Annotated in this window: 11 protein-coding genes; 8 read left to right on the top strand and 3 right to left on the bottom strand. The window is 73.2% G+C overall.

All coding sequences use genetic code 11. The features are described 5' to 3' along the window. The first annotated feature begins 179 nt into the window (after positions 1-179). On the top strand, positions 180-4,031 hold the full coding sequence (locus ACZ4FH_RS03225) for an AAA family ATPase (RefSeq protein WP_467301877.1): 3,852 nt from the start codon (positions 180-182) through the stop codon (positions 4,029-4,031). 102 nt (positions 4,032-4,133) lie between these two features. Beyond that, positions 4,134-5,552: a sugar porter family MFS transporter gene (locus ACZ4FH_RS03220; RefSeq protein ID WP_467301875.1), complete on the top strand. Its 1,419-nt coding sequence runs from the start codon at positions 4,134-4,136 to the stop codon at positions 5,550-5,552. A 15-nt stretch (positions 5,553-5,567) separates the two neighbouring features. Here ACZ4FH_RS03220 and ACZ4FH_RS03215 read toward each other — a convergent pair whose 3' ends face one another. Both ACZ4FH_RS03215 and ACZ4FH_RS03210 read right to left on the bottom strand, forming a co-directional pair. After that, positions 5,568-6,533, bottom strand: a complete 966-nt coding sequence (locus tag ACZ4FH_RS03215) for an LLM class flavin-dependent oxidoreductase (RefSeq protein WP_467301873.1) — start codon at positions 6,531-6,533, stop codon at positions 5,568-5,570. 50 nt (positions 6,534-6,583) lie between these two features. After that, positions 6,584-7,975 (bottom strand): purine-cytosine permease family protein, encoded by a 1,392-nt coding sequence (locus ACZ4FH_RS03210; protein WP_467301872.1) that lies wholly within the window; start codon positions 7,973-7,975, stop codon positions 6,584-6,586. Between the two features lie 139 nt (positions 7,976-8,114). On the opposite strand from ACZ4FH_RS03210, the gene ftsY reads away from it, so the two are divergent. Then, a complete protein-coding gene (gene ftsY / locus ACZ4FH_RS03205) occupies positions 8,115-9,317 on the top strand; it encodes a signal recognition particle-docking protein FtsY (protein WP_467301870.1) in 1,203 nt (400 codons plus the stop codon). A gap of 100 nt (positions 9,318-9,417) precedes the next feature. Here ftsY and ACZ4FH_RS03200 read toward each other — a convergent pair whose 3' ends face one another. Next, positions 9,418-10,077, bottom strand: a complete 660-nt coding sequence (locus ACZ4FH_RS03200) for a bifunctional DNA primase/polymerase (RefSeq protein ID WP_467301869.1) — start codon at positions 10,075-10,077, stop codon at positions 9,418-9,420. 420 nt (positions 10,078-10,497) lie between these two features. Between ACZ4FH_RS03200 and nsdA the strand changes: the two genes are divergently transcribed. The 5 genes from nsdA (at position 10,498) to ffh (ending at position 18,185) form a co-directional block, all read left to right on the top strand. Next, positions 10,498-11,973, top strand: coding sequence for a transcriptional repressor NsdA (nsdA, locus tag ACZ4FH_RS03195; RefSeq protein ID WP_467301868.1), 1,476 nt, complete (start codon positions 10,498-10,500; stop codon positions 11,971-11,973). Positions 11,974-12,342: 369 nt separating this feature from the next. Next, complete coding sequence (locus ACZ4FH_RS03190) at positions 12,343-13,692, top strand: ammonium transporter (RefSeq protein WP_467301866.1); 1,350 nt, start codon at positions 12,343-12,345, stop codon at positions 13,690-13,692. Continuing rightward, on the top strand, positions 13,689-14,027 hold the full coding sequence (locus ACZ4FH_RS03185; RefSeq protein ID WP_383644249.1) for a P-II family nitrogen regulator: 339 nt from the start codon (positions 13,689-13,691) through the stop codon (positions 14,025-14,027). Before ACZ4FH_RS03190 ends, ACZ4FH_RS03185 begins: the two co-directional genes overlap by 4 nt. A 31-nt stretch (positions 14,028-14,058) precedes the next feature. After that, entirely contained in the window at positions 14,059-16,512 is a 2,454-nt protein-coding gene (locus ACZ4FH_RS03180; RefSeq protein ID WP_467301865.1) for a [protein-PII] uridylyltransferase, read from the top strand. Between the two features lie 122 nt (positions 16,513-16,634). Next, positions 16,635-18,185, top strand: a complete 1,551-nt coding sequence (ffh, locus tag ACZ4FH_RS03175) for a signal recognition particle protein (RefSeq protein ID WP_467301864.1) — start codon at positions 16,635-16,637, stop codon at positions 18,183-18,185. The last annotated feature ends 136 nt before the right edge of the window (positions 18,186-18,321 follow it).

Genomic DNA, 18,321 nt, shown 5'->3' with positions numbered 1-18,321 from the left:
GATGGATCGGTCGGCGCGGCACCGCACACGAAATCATTGGGGACGCTTCGGCGTCCCTTCTTTCTTTTCCCCTCCGGCCCGTGCAGGTCCCGCCCCGGGCGTACACCCCTTCCCTTACCGTCTGATGTGCCCTGCACCTTCATCAGCGAAACCGAGCGTGAAAGGTAGAGTCCGGCGGCGTGCACCTCAAGGCCCTGACCCTGCGTGGTTTCAAATCGTTCGCGTCCGCCACCACCCTGCGGTTCGAACCCGGTATCACCTGTGTCGTCGGCCCCAACGGGTCGGGCAAGTCCAATGTGGTGGACGCGCTCTCCTGGGTCATGGGGGAACAGGGCGCCAAATCCCTGCGCGGCGGCAAGATGGAGGACGTCATCTTCGCCGGCACCACCGGGCGTCCGCCGCTCGGCCGGGCCGAGGTCTCGCTGACGATCGACAACTCCGACGGGGCGCTGCCGATCGAGTACGCCGAGGTGACGATCACCCGGATCATGTTCCGCAACGGCGGCAGCGAGTACCAGATCAACGGGGACACCTGCCGGCTGCTCGACATCCAGGAACTCCTCTCCGACTCCGGTATCGGCCGGGAGATGCACGTCATCGTCGGCCAGGGCCAGCTGGACTCCGTCCTGCACGCCGACCCGACGGGCCGTCGGGCGTTCATCGAGGAGGCCGCGGGCGTCCTCAAGCACCGCAAGCGCAAGGAGAAGGCGCTGCGGAAGCTCGACGCGATGGGCGCCAATCTGGCCAGGGTCCAGGACCTCACCGACGAACTGAGGCGGCAGCTCAAGCCGCTCGGCCGGCAGGCGGCGGTGGCCCGCCGGGCCGCCGTCATCCAGGCCGACCTCCGCGACGCCCGGCTCCGCCTCCTCGCCGACGACCTGGTCACGCTGCGCACCGCGCTCCAGGGCGAGATCGCGGACGAGGCCGCGCTGAAGCAGCGCCGCGAGGCCGCCGAGGCCGAGCTCGGCGCCGCCCTGGCGCGCGAGGCCGAACTGGAGGACGAGGTACGGCGGCTGACGCCGAGGCTCCAGCGGGCCCAGCAGACCTGGTACGAGCTGTCGCAGCTCGCCGAGCGGGTACGCGGCACGATCTCGCTGGCCGACGCCCGGGTGAAGAGCGCCACCGCGCCCCAGGAGGAGGAGCGGCGCGGGCGCGATCCCGAGGACATGGAGCGCGAGGCGGCCCGCATCCGCGAGCAGGAGGCGGAGCTCACCGCCGCGCTGGAGGCGGCCGAGCACGCCCTGGAGGACACCGCCGCCCACCGCGCGGAGCTGGAGCGGGAACTGGCCGCCGAGGAGCGCCGCCTCAAGGACGCCGCCCGCGCCCTGGCCGACCGCCGCGAAGGGCTCGCCCGGCTGAACGGCCAGGTCAACGCCGCGCGCGGCCGGGCCGCTTCCGCGCAGGCGGAGATCGACCGGCTGGCCGAGGCCCGCGATCAGGCCCAGGAACGGGCGGTCGCGGCCCAGGAGGAGTACGAGCAGCTGAAGGCCGAGGTCGACGGCCTGGACGCCGACGACACGGAGCTGGGCGAGCGTCACGAGGCCGCGCGCGGCGAGCTGAAGGAGGCCGAACGGGCCCTGTCCGCCGCCCGCGAGGAGGCCACCGCCGCCGAACGCAGGCGCGCGGCGGTCGCGGCCCGGCACGACGCCCTGGCCCTCGGGCTGCGCCGCAAGGACGGGACGGGGGCGCTGCTCGGCGCCCGGGACCGGCTGACCGGACTGCTCGGCCCCGCCGCCGAACTGCTCACGGTCGCCCCCGGCCACGAGATCGCGGTGGCGGCCGCCCTGGGGGCGGCGGCGGACGCCGTCGCCGTGACGGACCCGGCCGCCGCGGCCGAGGCGATCCGGCTGCTCCGCAAACAGGACGCGGGCCGCGCCGCACTGCTCCTCGGCGGTCCGAGGGGGAACGGCGGCGTCGGCGGCGCCGGGCACGGGTCCGCCGGACTCCACGGCGGCGGAGCCCCGGACGGCCCCGGCCCCACGCCGCACGTACCGGAACAGGGCGTGTCCGGCCCCGCCGCGGAACCGCACGTCCCCGGGCAGGGCGCGCCCCGGCCCGGACCCGCCGGGACGTTTCCCGGACAGGCCGCCGAACCCGAGCGGGAGCCGGACGCGGACACGGACGGGCCCGCGCGGCCCGTCGCCGCCCTCGCGGCCCAGGGACACCCCGCCGGTGCGCCCGCCGCCGCACCGGCGGACGTGACCGGACCCTCGGGGGCCGCCGCGCCTGCCGTCGCCGATCTCGTCACCGGGCCCGTCGAACTGGTGGCCGCCGTCCGCAGGCTGGTCCGGGACATGGTCGTGGTCGGGACGCTGGAGGACGCCGAGGACCTGGTCGCCGCCCGTCCGGAGCTGACCGCCGTCACCGCCGAGGGCGATGTGCTCTCCGCCCACTTCGCGCACGGTGGTTCGGCCGGCGCGCCCAGCCTGCTGGAGGTCCAGGCCTCCGTGGACGAGGCGGCGGCCGAACTGGCCGAACTCGCCGTGCGGTGCGAGGAGCTGGCCGAGGCGCAGCGGCGGGCGGCCGAGCGGCGCACCGAGCGGGCCGCGCTCGTCGAGGAGCTGGGGGAGCGCCGCCGGGCCGCCGAACGGGAGAAGTCCGGGGTGGCCCAGCAACTCGGCCGGCTGGCCGGGCAGGCCCGGGGCGCGGCGGGCGAGGCCGAGCGGATGACCGCCTCCGCCGCCCGCGCCCAGGAGGCACTGGAGCGGGCCACCGAGGAGGCCGGGGAACTCGCCGAACGGCTGCTGGTCGCCGAGGAGGCGGCCGGGGACGGGGCGGACGAGGAGCCGGACGCCTCGGTACGCGACCGGCTCGCCGCCGACGGCGCCAACGCCCGCCAGACCGAGATGGAGGCCCGCCTCCAGCTCCGTACCCACGAGGAACGCGTCAAGGCGCTCGCCGGGCGGGCCGACTCCCTGGACCGCGGCGCCCGCGCCGAACGCGAGGCGCGCGCCCGCGTCGAGCGCCGCCGCGCCCGGCTGCGCCACGAGGCCGCGGTGGCCACCGCCGTCGCCTCCGGGGCCCGTCAGCTCCTCGCGCACGTCGAGGTCTCCGTCGTACGGGCCGAGGAGGAGCGGCAGGCCGCGGACGCCTCGAAGGCGGGACGGGAACGGGAGCTGGCCGCCGAGCGCGCCCGGGGCCGGGATCTGAAGGGCGAGCTGGACAAGCTCACCGACTCGGTCCACCGGGGCGAGGTGCTGGGCGCCGAGAAGCGACTGCGGATCGAGCAGCTGGAGACGAAGGCGCTGGAGGAGCTGGGCGTCGAACCGGCCGGTCTGACGGCGGAGTACGGCCCCGACCAGCTCGTCCCGCCGTCGCCCGCCGCGCAGGGGGAGGAGCTGCCGGAGGATCCGGAGCACCCGCGCAACCAGCCGAGGCCGTTCGTGCGGGCCGAGCAGGAGAAGCGGCTCCGGTCGGCCGAACGGGCGTACCAGCAACTCGGGAAGGTGAATCCGCTCGCCCTGGAGGAGTTCTCGGCGCTGGAGGAGCGGCACAAGTTCCTCTCCGAGCAGCTGGAGGACCTGAAGAAGACCCGGGCCGATCTGCTCCAGGTCGTCAAGGAGGTCGACGAGCGGGTCGAGCAGGTCTTCACCGAGGCCTACCGGGACACCGCCCGGGAGTTCGAGGGCGTCTTCTCCCGGCTCTTCCCGGGCGGCGAGGGGCGGCTGATCCTGACCGACCCCGACAACATGCTCGCCACCGGGGTGGACGTGGAGGCCCGGCCGCCGGGCAAGAAGGTCAAGCGGCTCTCCCTGCTGTCCGGCGGGGAGCGGTCCCTGACCGCCGTGGCGCTGCTGGTCTCGATCTTCAAGGCCCGGCCGAGCCCGTTCTACGTGATGGACGAGGTCGAGGCGGCGCTCGACGACACCAATCTCCAGCGGCTGATCCGGATCATGGAGGAGCTCCAGGAGAGCTCCCAGCTCATCGTGATCACCCACCAGAAGCGGACGATGGAGGTCGCCGACGCGCTGTACGGCGTCTCGATGCAGGGCGACGGGGTCTCCAAGGTGATCAGCCAGCGGCTGCGCTGAGCACGGCCGTTCCCGAGTGGTGGCGGGGCCGAAGGTGTGCGCCACTGGAGAGCAGCTCACCCCACGCCCGACGTCGCGGCCCGGCCCCAGGGAGTCCTCAACGTGTCCAGCACCCCGCAGGGACCGGCGTCAGGAGCGCGTTCGGCCCATCCGGACCACATCGGCCACGTCATCTTCATCACGGCCGCCGCCGCGATGGGCGGCTTCCTGTTCGGCTACGACAGCTCCGTCATCAACGGCGCCGTCGAGGCGATCCGGGACCGGTACGACATCGGCTCCGGCACGCTGGCCCAGGTCATCGCCATCGCCCTGATCGGCTGCGCGATCGGCGCCGCCACCGCCGGACGGATCGCCGACCGCATCGGCCGCATCCGCTGCATGCAGATCTCCTCCGTGCTGTTCACCATCAGCGCCGTGGGCTCGGCCCTCCCGTTCGCGCTCTGGGACCTGGCGATGTGGCGCATCATCGGCGGCTTCGCCATCGGCATGGCCTCCGTGATCGGCCCGGCGTACATCGCCGAGGTCTCGCCGCCCGCCTACCGCGGCCGGCTCGGCTCCTTCCAGCAGGCCGCCATCGTCATCGGCATCGCCATCTCCCAGCTCGTCAACTACGGCATCCTCCAGATCGCCGACGGCGACCAGCGCGGAAAGATCGGCGGTCTGGAGGCCTGGCAGTGGATGCTCGGCGTGATGGTCCTGCCCGCCATCCTGTACGGGGTGCTGTCCTTCGCCATCCCCGAGTCGCCGCGCTTCCTGCTCTCCGTCGGCAAGCGGGAGAGGGCCCGTCAGATCCTGGAGGAGGTCGAGGGCAAGAACGTCGACCTGGACGCCCGGGTCGACGAGATCGAGACCGCGATGCGCCGCGAGCACAAGTCGACCTTCCGCGACCTGCTCGGCAGCCGCTTCGGCTTCCTGCCCATCGTCTGGGTCGGCATCGGCCTCTCGGTCTTCCAGCAGCTCGTCGGCATCAACGTGGCCTTCTACTACTCGGCGACGCTCTGGCAGTCCGTCGGCATCGACCCGACCGACTCGTTCTTCTACTCGTTCACGACGTCGATCATCAACATCATCGGTACGGTCATCGCGATGGTCCTCGTCGACCGGGTCGGCCGCCGTCCGCTGGCCCTCGTCGGCTCCTGCGGCATGGCGGTCGCGCTCGCCTTCGAGGCGTGGGCCTTCTCCGCGGACCTGGTCGACGGCAAGCTCCCCACCGCCGAGGGCGCGGTCGCGCTCGTCGCGGCCCATGTGTTCGTGCTGTTCTTCGCCCTCTCGTGGGGTGTCGTCGTCTGGGTGTTCCTGGGCGAGATGTTCCCCAACCGGATCCGCGCCGCGGCGCTCGGCGTCGCCGCCTCCGCCCAGTGGATCGCCAACTGGGCGATCACCGCGAGCTTCCCGAGCCTCTCCGACTGGAACCTCTCGGGCACGTACATCATCTACGCCTGCTTCGCGACGCTCTCGATCCCCTTCGTCCTCCTCTTCGTCAAGGAGACCAAGGGCAAGGCGCTGGAGGAGATGGGCTGAGCCCGGTCCGGACGGTCAGCCCTTCACCGCCTCGCAGAACAGCCGCAGACTGCGCCGGCCCTCCTCCGGCGGCATCCCGCCGCACAGCGGGTGCAGCACCAGACTGTCGAGCCGGCCGGCCAGCTCCGCGCACTCGTCCGGGGTGACGATCCGGTAGACGCCCTCCTCGCGGAGCCCGTCCACCGTCGTCGCCGCCGAGCGGACGGCCGAGCGGATGTCCTGCGACTGCCACGAGGCGTACCGGCGCGCCTCGTGCAGGAAGTGCTTCCCGTACGTCTCCCACGCCCGGTCCGGGTCCTCGGAGACGTGCAGCAGCGGGGTCTCGGCCGCGGGCATCATGCAGAAGCCCTCCGTGCCGTGCACCGCCCGCCGCTCGTCGTAGTACGCCTCCAGCTCCGGCAGATGCGCGCTCGGGAACAGCGGCAGCCCGAGCCGGGCCGCCCGCCGCGCCGCCGCCCGCGAACTGCCGCCCACCAGCAGCAGGGGATGCGGCCGGGTGTACGGCCTGGGCGTGACCGTGACCGTACGGCCCCGGTAGCCGAACGGCTCCCCGGTCCACGCCTTCAGCAGCGTCTCCAGCAACTCGTCCTGGAGCCGGCCGCGCCTGCGCCATTCGACGCCCGCCCGCTCGTACTCCTCCTGGCGGTAGCCGATCCCCGCGACCGTCACCAGCCGGCCGCCGCTCAGCAGATCGAGGACCGCGATGTCCTCGGCCAGCCGCAGCGGATCGTGCAGCGGGCCGATGATCGCGGAGACCGTGACCGCGATCCGCCGGGTGGCCCCGAACACGCTCCCGGCGAAGACGAAGGGGGAGGGCAGCCAGGAATCGGCGACGCCGTGGTGCTCCTCGGTCTGGATGGTGTCGATGCCGTGCTCGTCCGCGTACGCGGCCATGTCCAGGGCCGCGCGGTAACGGGCGGAGAGCGACGCCGGTGAGGCGTCGGGCTCGACGAGATTGAACCGGACGACGGTGAAGGCCATGACGCTGTCCCCTTACGCCGGGCTGGGCGGGGACCATAACTGACGCAGCGTCAGAAGTGTAGGGGTGTGGCCCGATCCGCCGGGCGGGCCCGGGGGAGCAGGGCGTACACCCCGCCGGAGACCAGGATCGTGACCGCCCAGCCCAGCCCGTTGCGGCCCGGCCAGGTGGTGGCGAACGGGCCGGTGAACCACTCCACCCCCGTGAACAGCAGCCCCGCCACCAGCCCCGCGGCCCACGCCGCCACCGCCGTCCCCGCGAAGCCGCCCGTGTACCAGTAGGCGCCGGACGGCGTGGTGTCCATCAGCGCCACCGGATCGTAGACGCGCCCCCGCAGCCGGTCCACGCCGAAGACCCCGATCCAGGCGGCGAACGTCACCGCCAGCACCTGCAGGAAGGAGATGAACGAGCCCAGGAAACTGCTCGCCACGAGCATCAGCAGCGCCCCCAGGAACAGGCTGATCGCGGCGTTCACCCCGACCGCCCAGGCGCGCGGGACCGTGAATCCGAGCGTCTGCGCGGTGAAGCCCGCGGAGTACATCGACATCGCGTTGATCATCACCATGCCCAGCACGGCGATGACCAGGTAGGGGACCGCGAGCCAGCGGGGCAGCAGCTCCCCGATGAACGCGACCGGATCCCGGGTCAGGGCGAGCCCCGGCGTCCCCACCGCCATCACCGCCCCCATCAGCACCATCGGCACGATCACCAGCCCGGCCCCGCCCACCGTCGCCGCCCCCATCGCCCGCCCGGACGCGGTCCTGGGCAGATAGCGGGTGAAGTCCGGCCCGGTGGGCGCCCAGCTCATCCCGCCGGCCGCCAGGGTGCCGACCCCCGCGACCATCAGCGAGACGGGCCCCGCCGGGCGGTCCAGCACCCTCGTCCACGCCGTCGTCTCCGCCAGATGCGCCAGGACCAGCACGCTGAACGCGCCGAAGAGATACGCCGACCAGGTGCAGCACAGCCGCAGCGCCCGCGCTCCCAGCCCCGACAGCAGAAAGCTGCCCGCCACGAAGGCGAGCAGGGTCGCCACGGTCAGCGTCGACGTGCCGTGCACCCCGAAGAGCACGGCGGCCACCGCCAGCAGCGCGTACGCCCCCGTGACCGCGTTCACCGTCTCCCAGCCCCAGCGCGCCACCCAGATCAGCGCCCCCGGCGCCAGATTGCCCCGCTGCCCGAACACCGCCCGCGACAGCGCCATCCCCGGCGCCCCGCCGTCGCGCCCGGCGGCCGAGATCCAGGCGACCAGCCCGAACGAGACCAGCGGCGCCACCGCGGAGACCACCAGGACCTGCCAGAGGGCCAGTCCGTCCAGCACGACGAACCCGGCGCCGATGGTGAGGAGCAGCACGGTCATATTGGCCGCCACCCAGGTGGGGAAGAGCGCCCGCACCCGGCCGGTGCGCTCGCTGTCGGGCACGGGCTCCAGCCCACGGGTCTCCACGGCCGGAAGCGTACCTTCAGGGCATAGCGCTCATATCGCCCGGACGGTCCGAGGGCTCCACCCGTCCCCCGGGCGGCACAGCGCGACCGGACCACACGGTCCCCGCCCGCCGCCGCCCGTGACCGATACTGGGTGGGTTATGGAATTCGTCATCCTTGCTGTAGTCATCGCCCTGGTCGCGGTCGGCGTGATCAGCGGGCTCGTGGTCAGCAGCCGCAAGAAGAAGCAGCTGCCCCCGGCACCGTCGAGCACGCCGACCCTCACTCCTCCCGCCGAGCCCCGTGTCGGCGAGGAGGCCGAAGAGCCGCGCGAGGAACCGCGCCGCACCATCGAGGACGTCGCGGCCCCGCCGGCCGAGGCCGCCCCCGGGACCGTCGAGCCGGAGGAGGTGCCCGCCGCCCCGGCGCTCGACGTCCCCGAGCCCACCGCCGGCCGGCTCGTCCGGCTGCGGGCCCGGCTCGCCCGCTCGCAGAACTCCCTGGGCAAGGGGCTCCTCACGCTCCTGTCCCGGGACAACCTCGACGAGGACACCTGGGAGGAGATCGAGGACACCCTCCTCACCGCCGACGTCGGCGTCGCCCCCACCCAGGAGCTGGTCGAACGGCTCCGCGAGCGCGTCCGCGTCCTCGGCACCCGTACCCCCGAGGACCTGCGCGCCCTGCTGCGCGAGGAACTCATCACCCTCCTCGGCACCGACTTCGACCGTGCCGTGAAGACCGAGAGCGGCCTGGACACCCCCGGTGTCGTGATGGTCGTCGGGGTCAACGGCACCGGCAAGACCACCACCACGGGCAAGCTCGCCCGGGTGCTCGTGGCCGACGGCCGCAGCGTGGTCCTCGGCGCGGCCGACACCTTCCGCGCCGCCGCCGCCGACCAGCTCCAGACCTGGGGCGAGCGCGTGGGCGCCCGCACCGTGCGCGGACCCGAGGGCGGGGACCCGGCCTCCATCGCCTTCGACGCCGTCAAGGAGGGCATCGCCGAGGGCGCCGACGTCGTCCTCATCGACACGGCCGGCCGGCTGCACACCAAGACCGGCCTCATGGACGAGCTGGGCAAGGTCAAGCGGGTCGTCGAGAAGCACGGACCGCTCGACGAGGTCCTGCTGGTCCTCGACGCCACCACCGGACAGAACGGCCTCGTGCAGGCGCGGGTCTTCGCGGAGGTCGTCGACATCACGGGCATCGTCCTGACCAAGCTCGACGGCACCGCCAAGGGCGGCATCGTGATCGCCGTCCAGCGCGAGCTGGGCGTGCCGGTCAAGCTCATCGGCCTCGGCGAGGGGCCGGACGACCTGGCCCCCTTCGAGCCGGCGGCATTCGTGGACGCCCTGATCGGGGACTGACCCCCGCGGCCACCACGAGGAGCCCGGCAGCACCGGTGGTGCGGCCGGGCTCCTCGCCGTCCCGGACCGTCCCGCCGGACAGGACCCGGGCGGGGCGCGGTCAGGCGCAGGGCGCCAGACGGTGGCAGATGTACGCCAGGGTGCCCAGCAGCAGCCGGGCCTCGGGCGGCGCCGACGCCGTGTCCAGCGACGGCGGACGCAGCCAGCGGACCGGGCCGAGGCCGCCCTGGTCGGACGGCGGTGCCGTGATGTGCGCGCCGGCGCCGAGGGCCCTCAGGTCCAGGTCCGCGTCGTCCCACCCCATCCGGTACAGCAGCCGGGGCAGCTCGGCGGCCGCGCCCGGGGCCACCAGGAACTGCGCCCGGCCCGCCGGCGTCACCGCGACCGGCCCCGGCGGCAGCCCCATCCGCTCCATCCGGACCAGCGCCCGCCGGCCGGCCGCCTCGGCCACGTCCAGCACGTCGAAGCTCCGCCCCACCGGCAGCAGCATCGAGGCCCCGGGCACCTCGGCCCAGGCCCGTGCCGCCGCGTCCAGCGTGGCCCCGGCCGGGACCTCCCGGGCGAACTCCAGGGGATGCGCCCCGGGGGAGGGACAGCCGGGCTCCCCGCACGAGCAGACGCCGCCGGCCGCGCGGGCGCCGGGGACGACCGCCCAGCCCCACAGGCCGGTGTACTCGGCCACCGCGGTGCCCTCGGCCGCACGGCCGCGGCGCCGTGAGCCTGATCGCATCTCACGGATGCCGCCGATCGTGAAGCCCATGCCCCCTCCAACGGGTCCGGCGCGCCGGTGGTTACGAGGCGGAGCGCGGTCCGACGCTCCTCCGTCGTGGCGGTCCGGGTGGGCCGGGGCGGACCGGGGCGTGCGCGACGACTCGCGCGCCCCCGGGCGCACCCCTGCGCCCACCGTCAATCGCTCTGCGTCAAGTGAATCGCGCTGCGCCCGGGTGGCGTTCATCCGAAGGGGTGGCGAATGGTGGCGTTTCCGTAGACGCCCTCGCCGAGGGGGTGATCGTAGGATTACCGTCGGTACACGAACCATGGAAGTATGTGCGCCCACGGGTATGCCGGAGGCAACCCGGATTTCTGTTCGATGACGGTCAACCTGCATACGGGCAGCGCCGGTTCACGGCATTCTGATAGACGTTCGCGCGAAGGTATTCGGCGGGATGGGGGCGTTCCAGTGAGTGGCAGCGGCGCAGGCAATGCGAATGCCGGCAAGCGCCCGAACGAGCTGTTGGGGTCGTGGTTCGTGCGCAGCGGCTGGTCCAAGGGCGAGCTGGCCCGCCAGGTCAACCGCAGAGCACGGCAGATGGGCGCCCACCACATCAGCACCGACACCTCCCGGGTGAGGCGCTGGCTCGACGGCGAGCAGCCGCGCGAGCCGATCCCGCGCATCCTGTCGGAGCTGTTCTCCGAGCGCTTCGGCTCCGTCGTCGCCGTCGAGGACCTGGGGCTGCGCACCGCCCACCAGGCCCCGTCCGTCGCAGGGGTCGACCTGCCCTGGGCCGGACCGCAGACCGTCGCGCTGCTCAGCGAGTTCTCCCGCAGCGATCTGATGCTGGCCCGCCGGGGCTTCCTCGGCAGCTCCCTCACCCTCGCCGCCGGCCCCGCCCTCATCGAGCCCATGCAGCGCTGGCTGGTCCCCGTCGCCACCGCCGGCGCCGTCGAGGCCGAATCGCCCGCCGCCGCCCGCCGCCCCTCCCGGCTCTCCGCGCCCGAGCTGGACCTGCTGGAATCCACCACCGCCATGTTCCGCCAGTGGGACGCCCAGTGCGGCGGCGGACTGCGCCGCAAGGCGGTCGTCGGCCAGCTCCACGAGGTCACCGACCTGCTCCAGGAACCGCAGCCGGCCGCCACGGCCACCCGCCTCTTCCGCTGCGCCGCCGAACTGGCGGAGCTGGCGGGCTGGATGAGCTACGACGTCGGCCTCCAGCCCACCGCCCAGAAGTACTTCGTGCTCGCCCTGCACGCCTCCAAGGAGGCCGGCGACAAGCCGCTCGGCTCGTACGTGCTCTCCAGCATGAGCCGCCAGATGATCCACCTCGGCCGCCCCGACGACGCGCTCGAACTGATCCACCTCGCGCAGTACGGCAGCCGCGACTGCGCCACCCCGCGCACCCAGGCCATGCTCTACGCGATGGAGGCCCGCGCCTACGCCAACATGGGCCAGCCCAGCAAGTGCAAGCGGGCCGTCCGGATGGCCGAGGACACCTTCCTCGACGCCGGTCTCGACGGCGAGCCCGAGCCCGACTGGATCCGCTTCTTCTCGGAGGCCGAGCTCAACGGGGAGAACTCCCACTCCTTCCGCGACCTGGCCTATGTCGCCGGCCGCAGCCCCAGCTACGCCTCCCTCGCCGAACCGGCGATGCGCCGGGCCGTCGAGCTCTTCGAGGAGGACGACGAGCACCAGCGCTCCTACGCGCTCAACCTGATCGGCCTCGCCACCGTCCACCTGCTCAAGCGCGAGCCCGAGGAGTCCACCCTCCTCGCCGAGCAGGCGCTGCGCGTCGCCAAGAAGGTCCGCTCCGAGCGCGTCAACACCCGGCTGCGCAAGACCGTCGACACCGCCGCCAGGGACTTCGGGGACATCCCCGAGGTCGCCCGGCTCACCGATCTCCTCACCGAACAGCTGCCCGAGACCGCCGAGGCGGTCTGAGCGGCACCACAGCCCCGGCCACGACGGCCACCCCGCACGGACCGACTTCGGCTCCCCCGATTGCCAGGTCAGCGGGTGGTCGCCGTGGCCGGTTCGTGTGGTCGTTCCCTCGCGGGTGCGTCGTAACCGCACCGTATGCGGCTCGGGCCGCAGAGTAGGCCCGAGCGCGGACCCGGCACGGGCGGTTCATGGGGACGTAACACACCGGTCCTCTTGGTCACTGCCGCGAAACACCGTGCGGCATCGGTGGAAACGGCGCTGGGCGAACCTCATGGCTCATAACGGCCCGCACCTTTTCCCCCGTGGTTCCGCACGTGGATGTGCCCCCCATCGCCCGCACGCGGCCGCACCGACGACGAGGAGACGCCGATGCCCCCAGGCATCACGACGCTTGCAGCAGACGCCCCGACGCTGTCCGCCGCCAACACCGGGTTCATGCTCATCTGCTCGGCCCTGGTGATGCTCATGACCCCGGCCCTGGCCTTCTTCTACGGAGGCATGGTCCGCGTCAAGAGCACGCTCAACATGCTGATGATGAGCTTCATCAGCCTCGGGATCGTCACGATCCTGTGGGTGCTCTACGGATTCAGCCTCGCCTTCGGCACCGACGCCGGTTCGCTCATCGGCTGGAGCCAGGACTTCGTCGGCCTCAGCGGCATCGGCGTGACGGAACTCTGGGACGGCTACACCATCCCGGTCTACGTCTTCGCCGTCTTCCAGCTGATGTTCGCCGTGCTCACCCCGGCCCTGATAAGCGGTGCCCTCGCCGACCGGGTCAAGTTCACCTCCTGGGCCCTGTTCATCACGCTCTGGGTCACCGTCGTCTACTTCCCGGTCGCCCACTGGGTCTGGGGCGCGGGCGGCTGGCTCTTCGAGCTGGGCGTCATCGACTTCGCCGGCGGCACCGCCGTCCACATCAACGCCGGAGCCGCGGCCCTCGGCGTGATCCTCGTCATCGGCAAGCGCGTCGGCTTCAAGAAGGACCCGATGCGGCCGCACAGCCTGCCGCTGGTCATGCTCGGCGCCGGACTGCTGTGGTTCGGCTGGTTCGGCTTCAACGCCGGATCCTGGCTCGGCAACGACGACGGCGTCGGCGCGGTCATGTTCGTCAACACCCAGGTCGCCACCGCCGCCGCGATGCTCGCCTGGCTCGGCTACGAGAAGCTCCGCCACGGCTCGTTCACCACGCTCGGCGCCGCCTCCGGCGCCGTCGCCGGACTCGTCGCCATCACCCCGGCCGGCGGCGCGGTCAGCCCGCTCGGCGCGATCGCGGTCGGTGCCGTCGCCGGTGTGCTCTGCGCCATGGCCGTCGGCCTGAAGTACAAGTTCGGCTACGACGACTCCCTCGACGTGGTCGGCGTCCACCTCGTCGGCGGTATCGCCGGCTCCCTGCTCATCGGCTTCTTCGCCACCGGCGGGGTCCAGTCCGACGCCAAGGGCCTCTTCTACGGCGGCGGCCTCGACCAGCTCGGCAAGCAGGCCGTCGGTGTCGTCGCGGTCCTCGTCTACTCCCTCGTCGTCTCCGCCGTCCTCGCCTTCCTGCTCGACCGGACGATCGGGATGCGCGTCGACGAGGACGACGAGATCTCCGGCATCGACCAGGTCGAGCACGCCGAGACGGCGTACGACTTCAGCGGCGCCGGCGGCGGCGCGGCCGCCCGCACCGCGTCCCCCGCCCCCGGCACCACCGCCCCGACCAACAAGAAGGTGGACGCATGAAGCTCATCACCGCCGTCGTGAAGCCGCACCGGCTCGACGAGATCAAGGAGGCCCTCCAGGCCTTCGGCGTCCAGGGCCTCACGGTCACGGAAGCCAGCGGTTACGGGCGCCAGCGCGGCCACACCGAGGTCTACCGGGGCGCCGAGTACACCGTCGACCTCGTCCCCAAGATCCGCATCGAGGTCCTCGTCGAGGACGAGGACGCCGACCAGCTCATCGATGTCGTCGTCAAGGCCGCCCGGACCGGCAAGATCGGCGACGGCAAGGTCTGGAGCGTCCCGGTGGAGACCGCGATCAGGGTCCGCACCGGCGAACGCGGCCCCGACGCACTCTGACCGACTGAACCGCACACGGAAGGGCAGCTGGGTGACGAGCACCGAAACGACCACCGGATCCGGGGAATCGGGACCCAGCGGCTACGCGGCGGCCCGGCTGCTCCTCCTCCAGCAGGAGGAGCAGTCCGGGCCGCCGCGCCGTGCGGCCCTCGCCTCCCTCACCGACACCTGGCTGACCGGCCTGTTCACCGCCGCGGCCGAACACGCCGGCGTCCGGGGCGCCGCCCTGGTCGCCGTCGGCGGCTACGGACGCGGCGAACTCTCCCCGCGCAGCGACCTCGACCTCCTGCTCCTCCACGACGGCCACGCCGACCCCGCGGCCGTCGCCGCCCTCGCCGACCGCATCTGGTACCCCGTCTGGGACCTCGGACTCGCCCTCGACCACTCCGTCCGCACCCCGGCCGAGGCCCGCCGCGCCGCGGCCGACGACCTCAAGGTCCAGCTCGGACTGCTCGACGCCCGGCCCGTCGCCGGCGACCTCGGCCTCGTCGCCTCGCTGCGCACCGCGATCCTCGCCGACTGGCGCAACCAGGCCCCCAAACGCCTCCCCGCCCTCGACGAACTCTGCCGCGAACGGGCCGAACGCCAGGGCGAGCTGCGCTTCCTCCTGGAACCCGACCTCAAGGAGGCCCGGGGCGGACTGCGCGACGCCACCGCCCTGCGCGCCGTCGCCGCCTCCTGGGTCGCCGACGCCCCCCGCGAAGGACTCGCCGAGGCCCGCCGGGTCCTCCTCGACACCCGCGACGCCCTCCACCTCAGCACCGGCCGCGCCACCGACCGCCTCGCCCTCCAGGAACAGGACCAGGTCGCGGACGCCCTCGGCCTCCTCGACGCCGACGCCCTGCTGCGCCAGGTCTACGAGGCCGCCCGCACCGTCTCGTACGCCACCGACGTCACGTGGCGCGAGGTCAACCGGGTGCTGCGCGCCCGCTCCGTCCGGCCCCGGCTGCGCGCCATGCTCGGCGGACGGGCGGCCCCGGCCACCGACCGCACCCCGCTCGCCGACGGGGTCGTCGAGTCCGACGGCGAGGCCGTCCTCGCCCGCACCGCCCGCCCCGAACGCGATCCGGTCCTCGTCCTGCGCGCCGCCGCCGCGGCCGCCCAGTCCGAACTGCCGCTCTCCCGCCACGTCGTCCGCCGTCTCGCCGCCGTCGCGGCCCCGCTCCCGGTGCCCTGGCCGGCCGAGGCCCGCGAGGAACTCGTCACCCTCCTCGGCGCGGGCGAGGCCACCGTCCCCGTCTGGGAGGCCCTGGAGGCCGAGGGGCTGATCACCCGGCTGCTCCCCGACTGGGAACGCGTGCACTGCCGCCCCCAGCGCAACCCCGTCCACACCTGGACCGTCGACCGCCACCTCGTCGAGACCGCCGTCCGCGCCTGCGCCCTCACCCGCCGCGTCGGCCGCCCCGACCTCCTGCTGATCGCCGCCCTGCTCCACGACATCGGCAAGGGCTGGCCCGGCGACCACTCCGTCGCCGGCGAGGTCATCGCCCGCGACATGGCCGCCCGCATCGGCTTCGACCAGCACGACGTGGGCGTCGTCGCCACCCTCGTACGCCACCATCTGCTGCTCGCCGAGACCGCCACCCGCCGCGATCTGGACGACCCGGCCACCGTCCGCTCCGTGGCGGACGCCGTCGGCAGCACCACCACCCTGGAGCTGCTGCACGCCCTCACCGAGGCCGACGCCCTGGCCACCGGACCCGCCGCCTGGTCCGCCTGGCGCGCCTCGCTCGTCGCGGACCTGGTCGCACGGGTCGCGGCCGTCCTGGCGGGGGAGGCGCCCGAGGAACCCGGCCCCACCGCACCCGGTGCCGAGCACGAGCGCCTGGCCGTGGAGTCCCTGCGCACCGGCGAACCCGTCCTCGCCCTGCACACCCGGCCGGAGGCCGCCACCGAGGACGGCGCCCCCGAACCCGTCGGCGTCGAACTCCTCATCGCCCTCCCGGACCGCCCCGGCGTCCTGCCCGCCGCCGCGGGCGTCCTCGCCCTGCACCGGCTCACCGTCCGCGCCGCCGATCTGCGGGCCATGGAACTCCCCGCCGAACTCGGCGGACCGGGCGAGGTGCTGCTGCTCAGCTGGCGGGTCGCGGCCGAGTACGGCTCGCTGCCCCAGGCCGCCCGGCTGCGCGCCGACCTCGTCCGCGCCCTCGACGGCTCCCTGGACATCCGCGCGCGCCTGGCCGAACGCGAGGCCGCCTACCCGCGCCGCCGCGGGATGAAGGCCCCGCCGCCCCGGGTGACCGTCGCGGCCGCCGGTTCCCGCCTGGCCACCGTGATCGAGGTCCGCGCCCAGGACGCCCCCGGGCTGCTGCACCGGATCGGCCGCGCGCTGGAGGGCAGCGGCGTACGGGTCCGCAGCGCCCACGTCTCGACGCTCGGGGCGAACGCGGTGGACGCCTTCTACGTCACGGACGCCGAGGGGGCGCCGCTGTCGCCGGAGCGGGCGGCGGAGCTGGCCCAGGAGGTCGAGAAGGCGCTCGGCTGACCCCGGCCGCCCCCGAGCGCGTCCGTCACGAGAACCGGGCGAGGGCTATGCCTTCCCCGGCGTCCGGATACCCTGGGGAGGACTGTCCCACCCGCCCCCGACCCTGAGGACCGACGAGCGCCGTGTTCGATACTCTCTCCGACCGCCTTGCCGCGACTTTCAAGAACCTCCGGGGCAAGGGCCGCTTGTCCGAGGCCGACATCGACGCCACGGCGCGCGAGATCCGTATCGCCCTGCTCGAAGCGGACGTCGCCCTGCCCGTCGTCCGGTCCTTCATCGCCAAGGTCAAGGAGCGGGCGCGCGGCGCCGAGGTCTCCCAGGCGCTGAACCCGGCGCAGCAGGTCGTCAAGATCGTCAACGAGGAACTGATCGCCATCCTCGGCGGCGAGACCCGGCGGCTGCGGTTCGCCAAGACCGCCCCCACCGTGATCATGCTGGCCGGTCTCCAGGGTGCGGGCAAGACGACCCTCGCCGGAAAGCTCGGCCTCTGGCTGAAGGGCCAGGGCCACTCCCCGCTGCTCGTCGCCTGCGACCTCCAGCGCCCCAACGCGGTGAACCAGCTGAGCGTCGTCGCCGACCGCGCCGGTGTCGCGGTCTACGCGCCGCAGCCGGGCAACGGGGTGGGCGACCCGGTCCAGGTCGCCAAGGACTCGGTCGAGTACGCCCGGTCCAAGCAGTACGACGTCGTCGTCGTCGACACCGCCGGCCGTCTCGGCATCGACCAGGAGCTGATGCAGCAGGCCGCGGACATCCGCGACGCCGTCGGCCCGGACGAGATCCTCTTCGTCGTCGACGCCATGATCGGTCAGGACGCGGTCAACACCGCCGAGGCCTTCCGCGACGGCGTCGGCTTCGACGGCGTGGTGCTCTCCAAGCTCGACGGTGACGCCCGCGGTGGTGCGGCCCTGTCGATCGCCCATGTCACGGGCAAGCAGATCATGTTCGCGTCGAACGGCGAGAAGCTCGACGAGTTCGACGCCTTCCACCCGGACCGCATGGCGTCCCGGATCCTCGACATGGGTGACCTGCTCACCCTGATCGAGCAGGCGGAGAAGACCTTCAGCCAGGAAGAGGCCGCCAAAATGGCCTCCAAGCTGGCGTCCAGCAAGGGCAAGGACTTCACGCTCGACGACTTCCTGGCCCAGATGGAGCAGGTCCGGAAGATGGGCTCCATCTCCAAGCTGCTCGGGATGCTGCCCGGCATGGGGCAGATCAAGGACCAGATCAACAACATCGACGAGCGCGACGTCGACCGCACCGCCGCGATCATCAAGTCGATGACCCCCAAGGAGCGCGCCGAGCCGACGATCATCAACGGCTCGCGGCGGGCCCGTATCGCCAAGGGTTCCGGCGTCGAGGTCAGCGCCGTGAAGAACCTGGTCGAGCGGTTCTTCGAGGCCCGCAAGATGATGTCGAAGATGGCCCAGGGCGGCGGCATGCCGGGGATGCCCGGGATGCCGGGCATGGGCGGTGGCCCCGGCCGGCAGAAGAAGCAGGTCAAGCAGGCCAAGGGCAAGCGCAAGAGCGGCAACCCGATGAAGCGCAAGGCCGAGGAAGCGGCCGAGGCGGCCCGCCGCGAGCAGGCGGCCCAGGGCGGCGTTCCCGGCCTCCCGGCGGGCGGCAACGGCCAGAACTTCGAGCTGCCCGACGAGTTCAAGAAGTTCATGGGCTGACCGCGGCCCGTCCGTCCGGCCCCGAGGGGGCGTCCGTCGTACGGCGGGCGCCCCCTCGGGCGTGCCGGGCCGCCGGACGTCCCTCCATGGGCCCAGCGGACCGCCCCTGAGCAGGGCTTCGCCCGTATTTCTCCCC

The sequence above is a fragment of the Streptomyces sp. NPDC024555 genome (assembly GCF_055559335.1).
This window is presented reverse-complemented; position numbering and strand designations above follow the sequence as displayed.

Excerpts from the sequence above, each read along its gene's own strand:
- ACZ4FH_RS03215 (WP_467301873.1), bottom strand. The coding sequence starts at position 6,533 with ATGGCCTTCACCGTCGTCCGGTTCAATCTCGTCGAGCCCGACGCCTCA.
- ACZ4FH_RS03190 (WP_467301866.1), top strand. The coding sequence starts at position 12,343 with ATGCCCCCAGGCATCACGACGCTTGCAGCAGACGCCCCGACGCTGTCC.
- ACZ4FH_RS03185 (WP_383644249.1), top strand. The coding sequence starts at position 13,689 with ATGAAGCTCATCACCGCCGTCGTGAAGCCGCACCGGCTCGACGAGATC.
- ftsY (WP_467301870.1), top strand. The coding sequence starts at position 8,115 with ATGGAATTCGTCATCCTTGCTGTAGTCATCGCCCTGGTCGCGGTCGGC.
- ACZ4FH_RS03200 (WP_467301869.1), bottom strand. The coding sequence starts at position 10,077 with ATGGGCTTCACGATCGGCGGCATCCGTGAGATGCGATCAGGCTCACGG.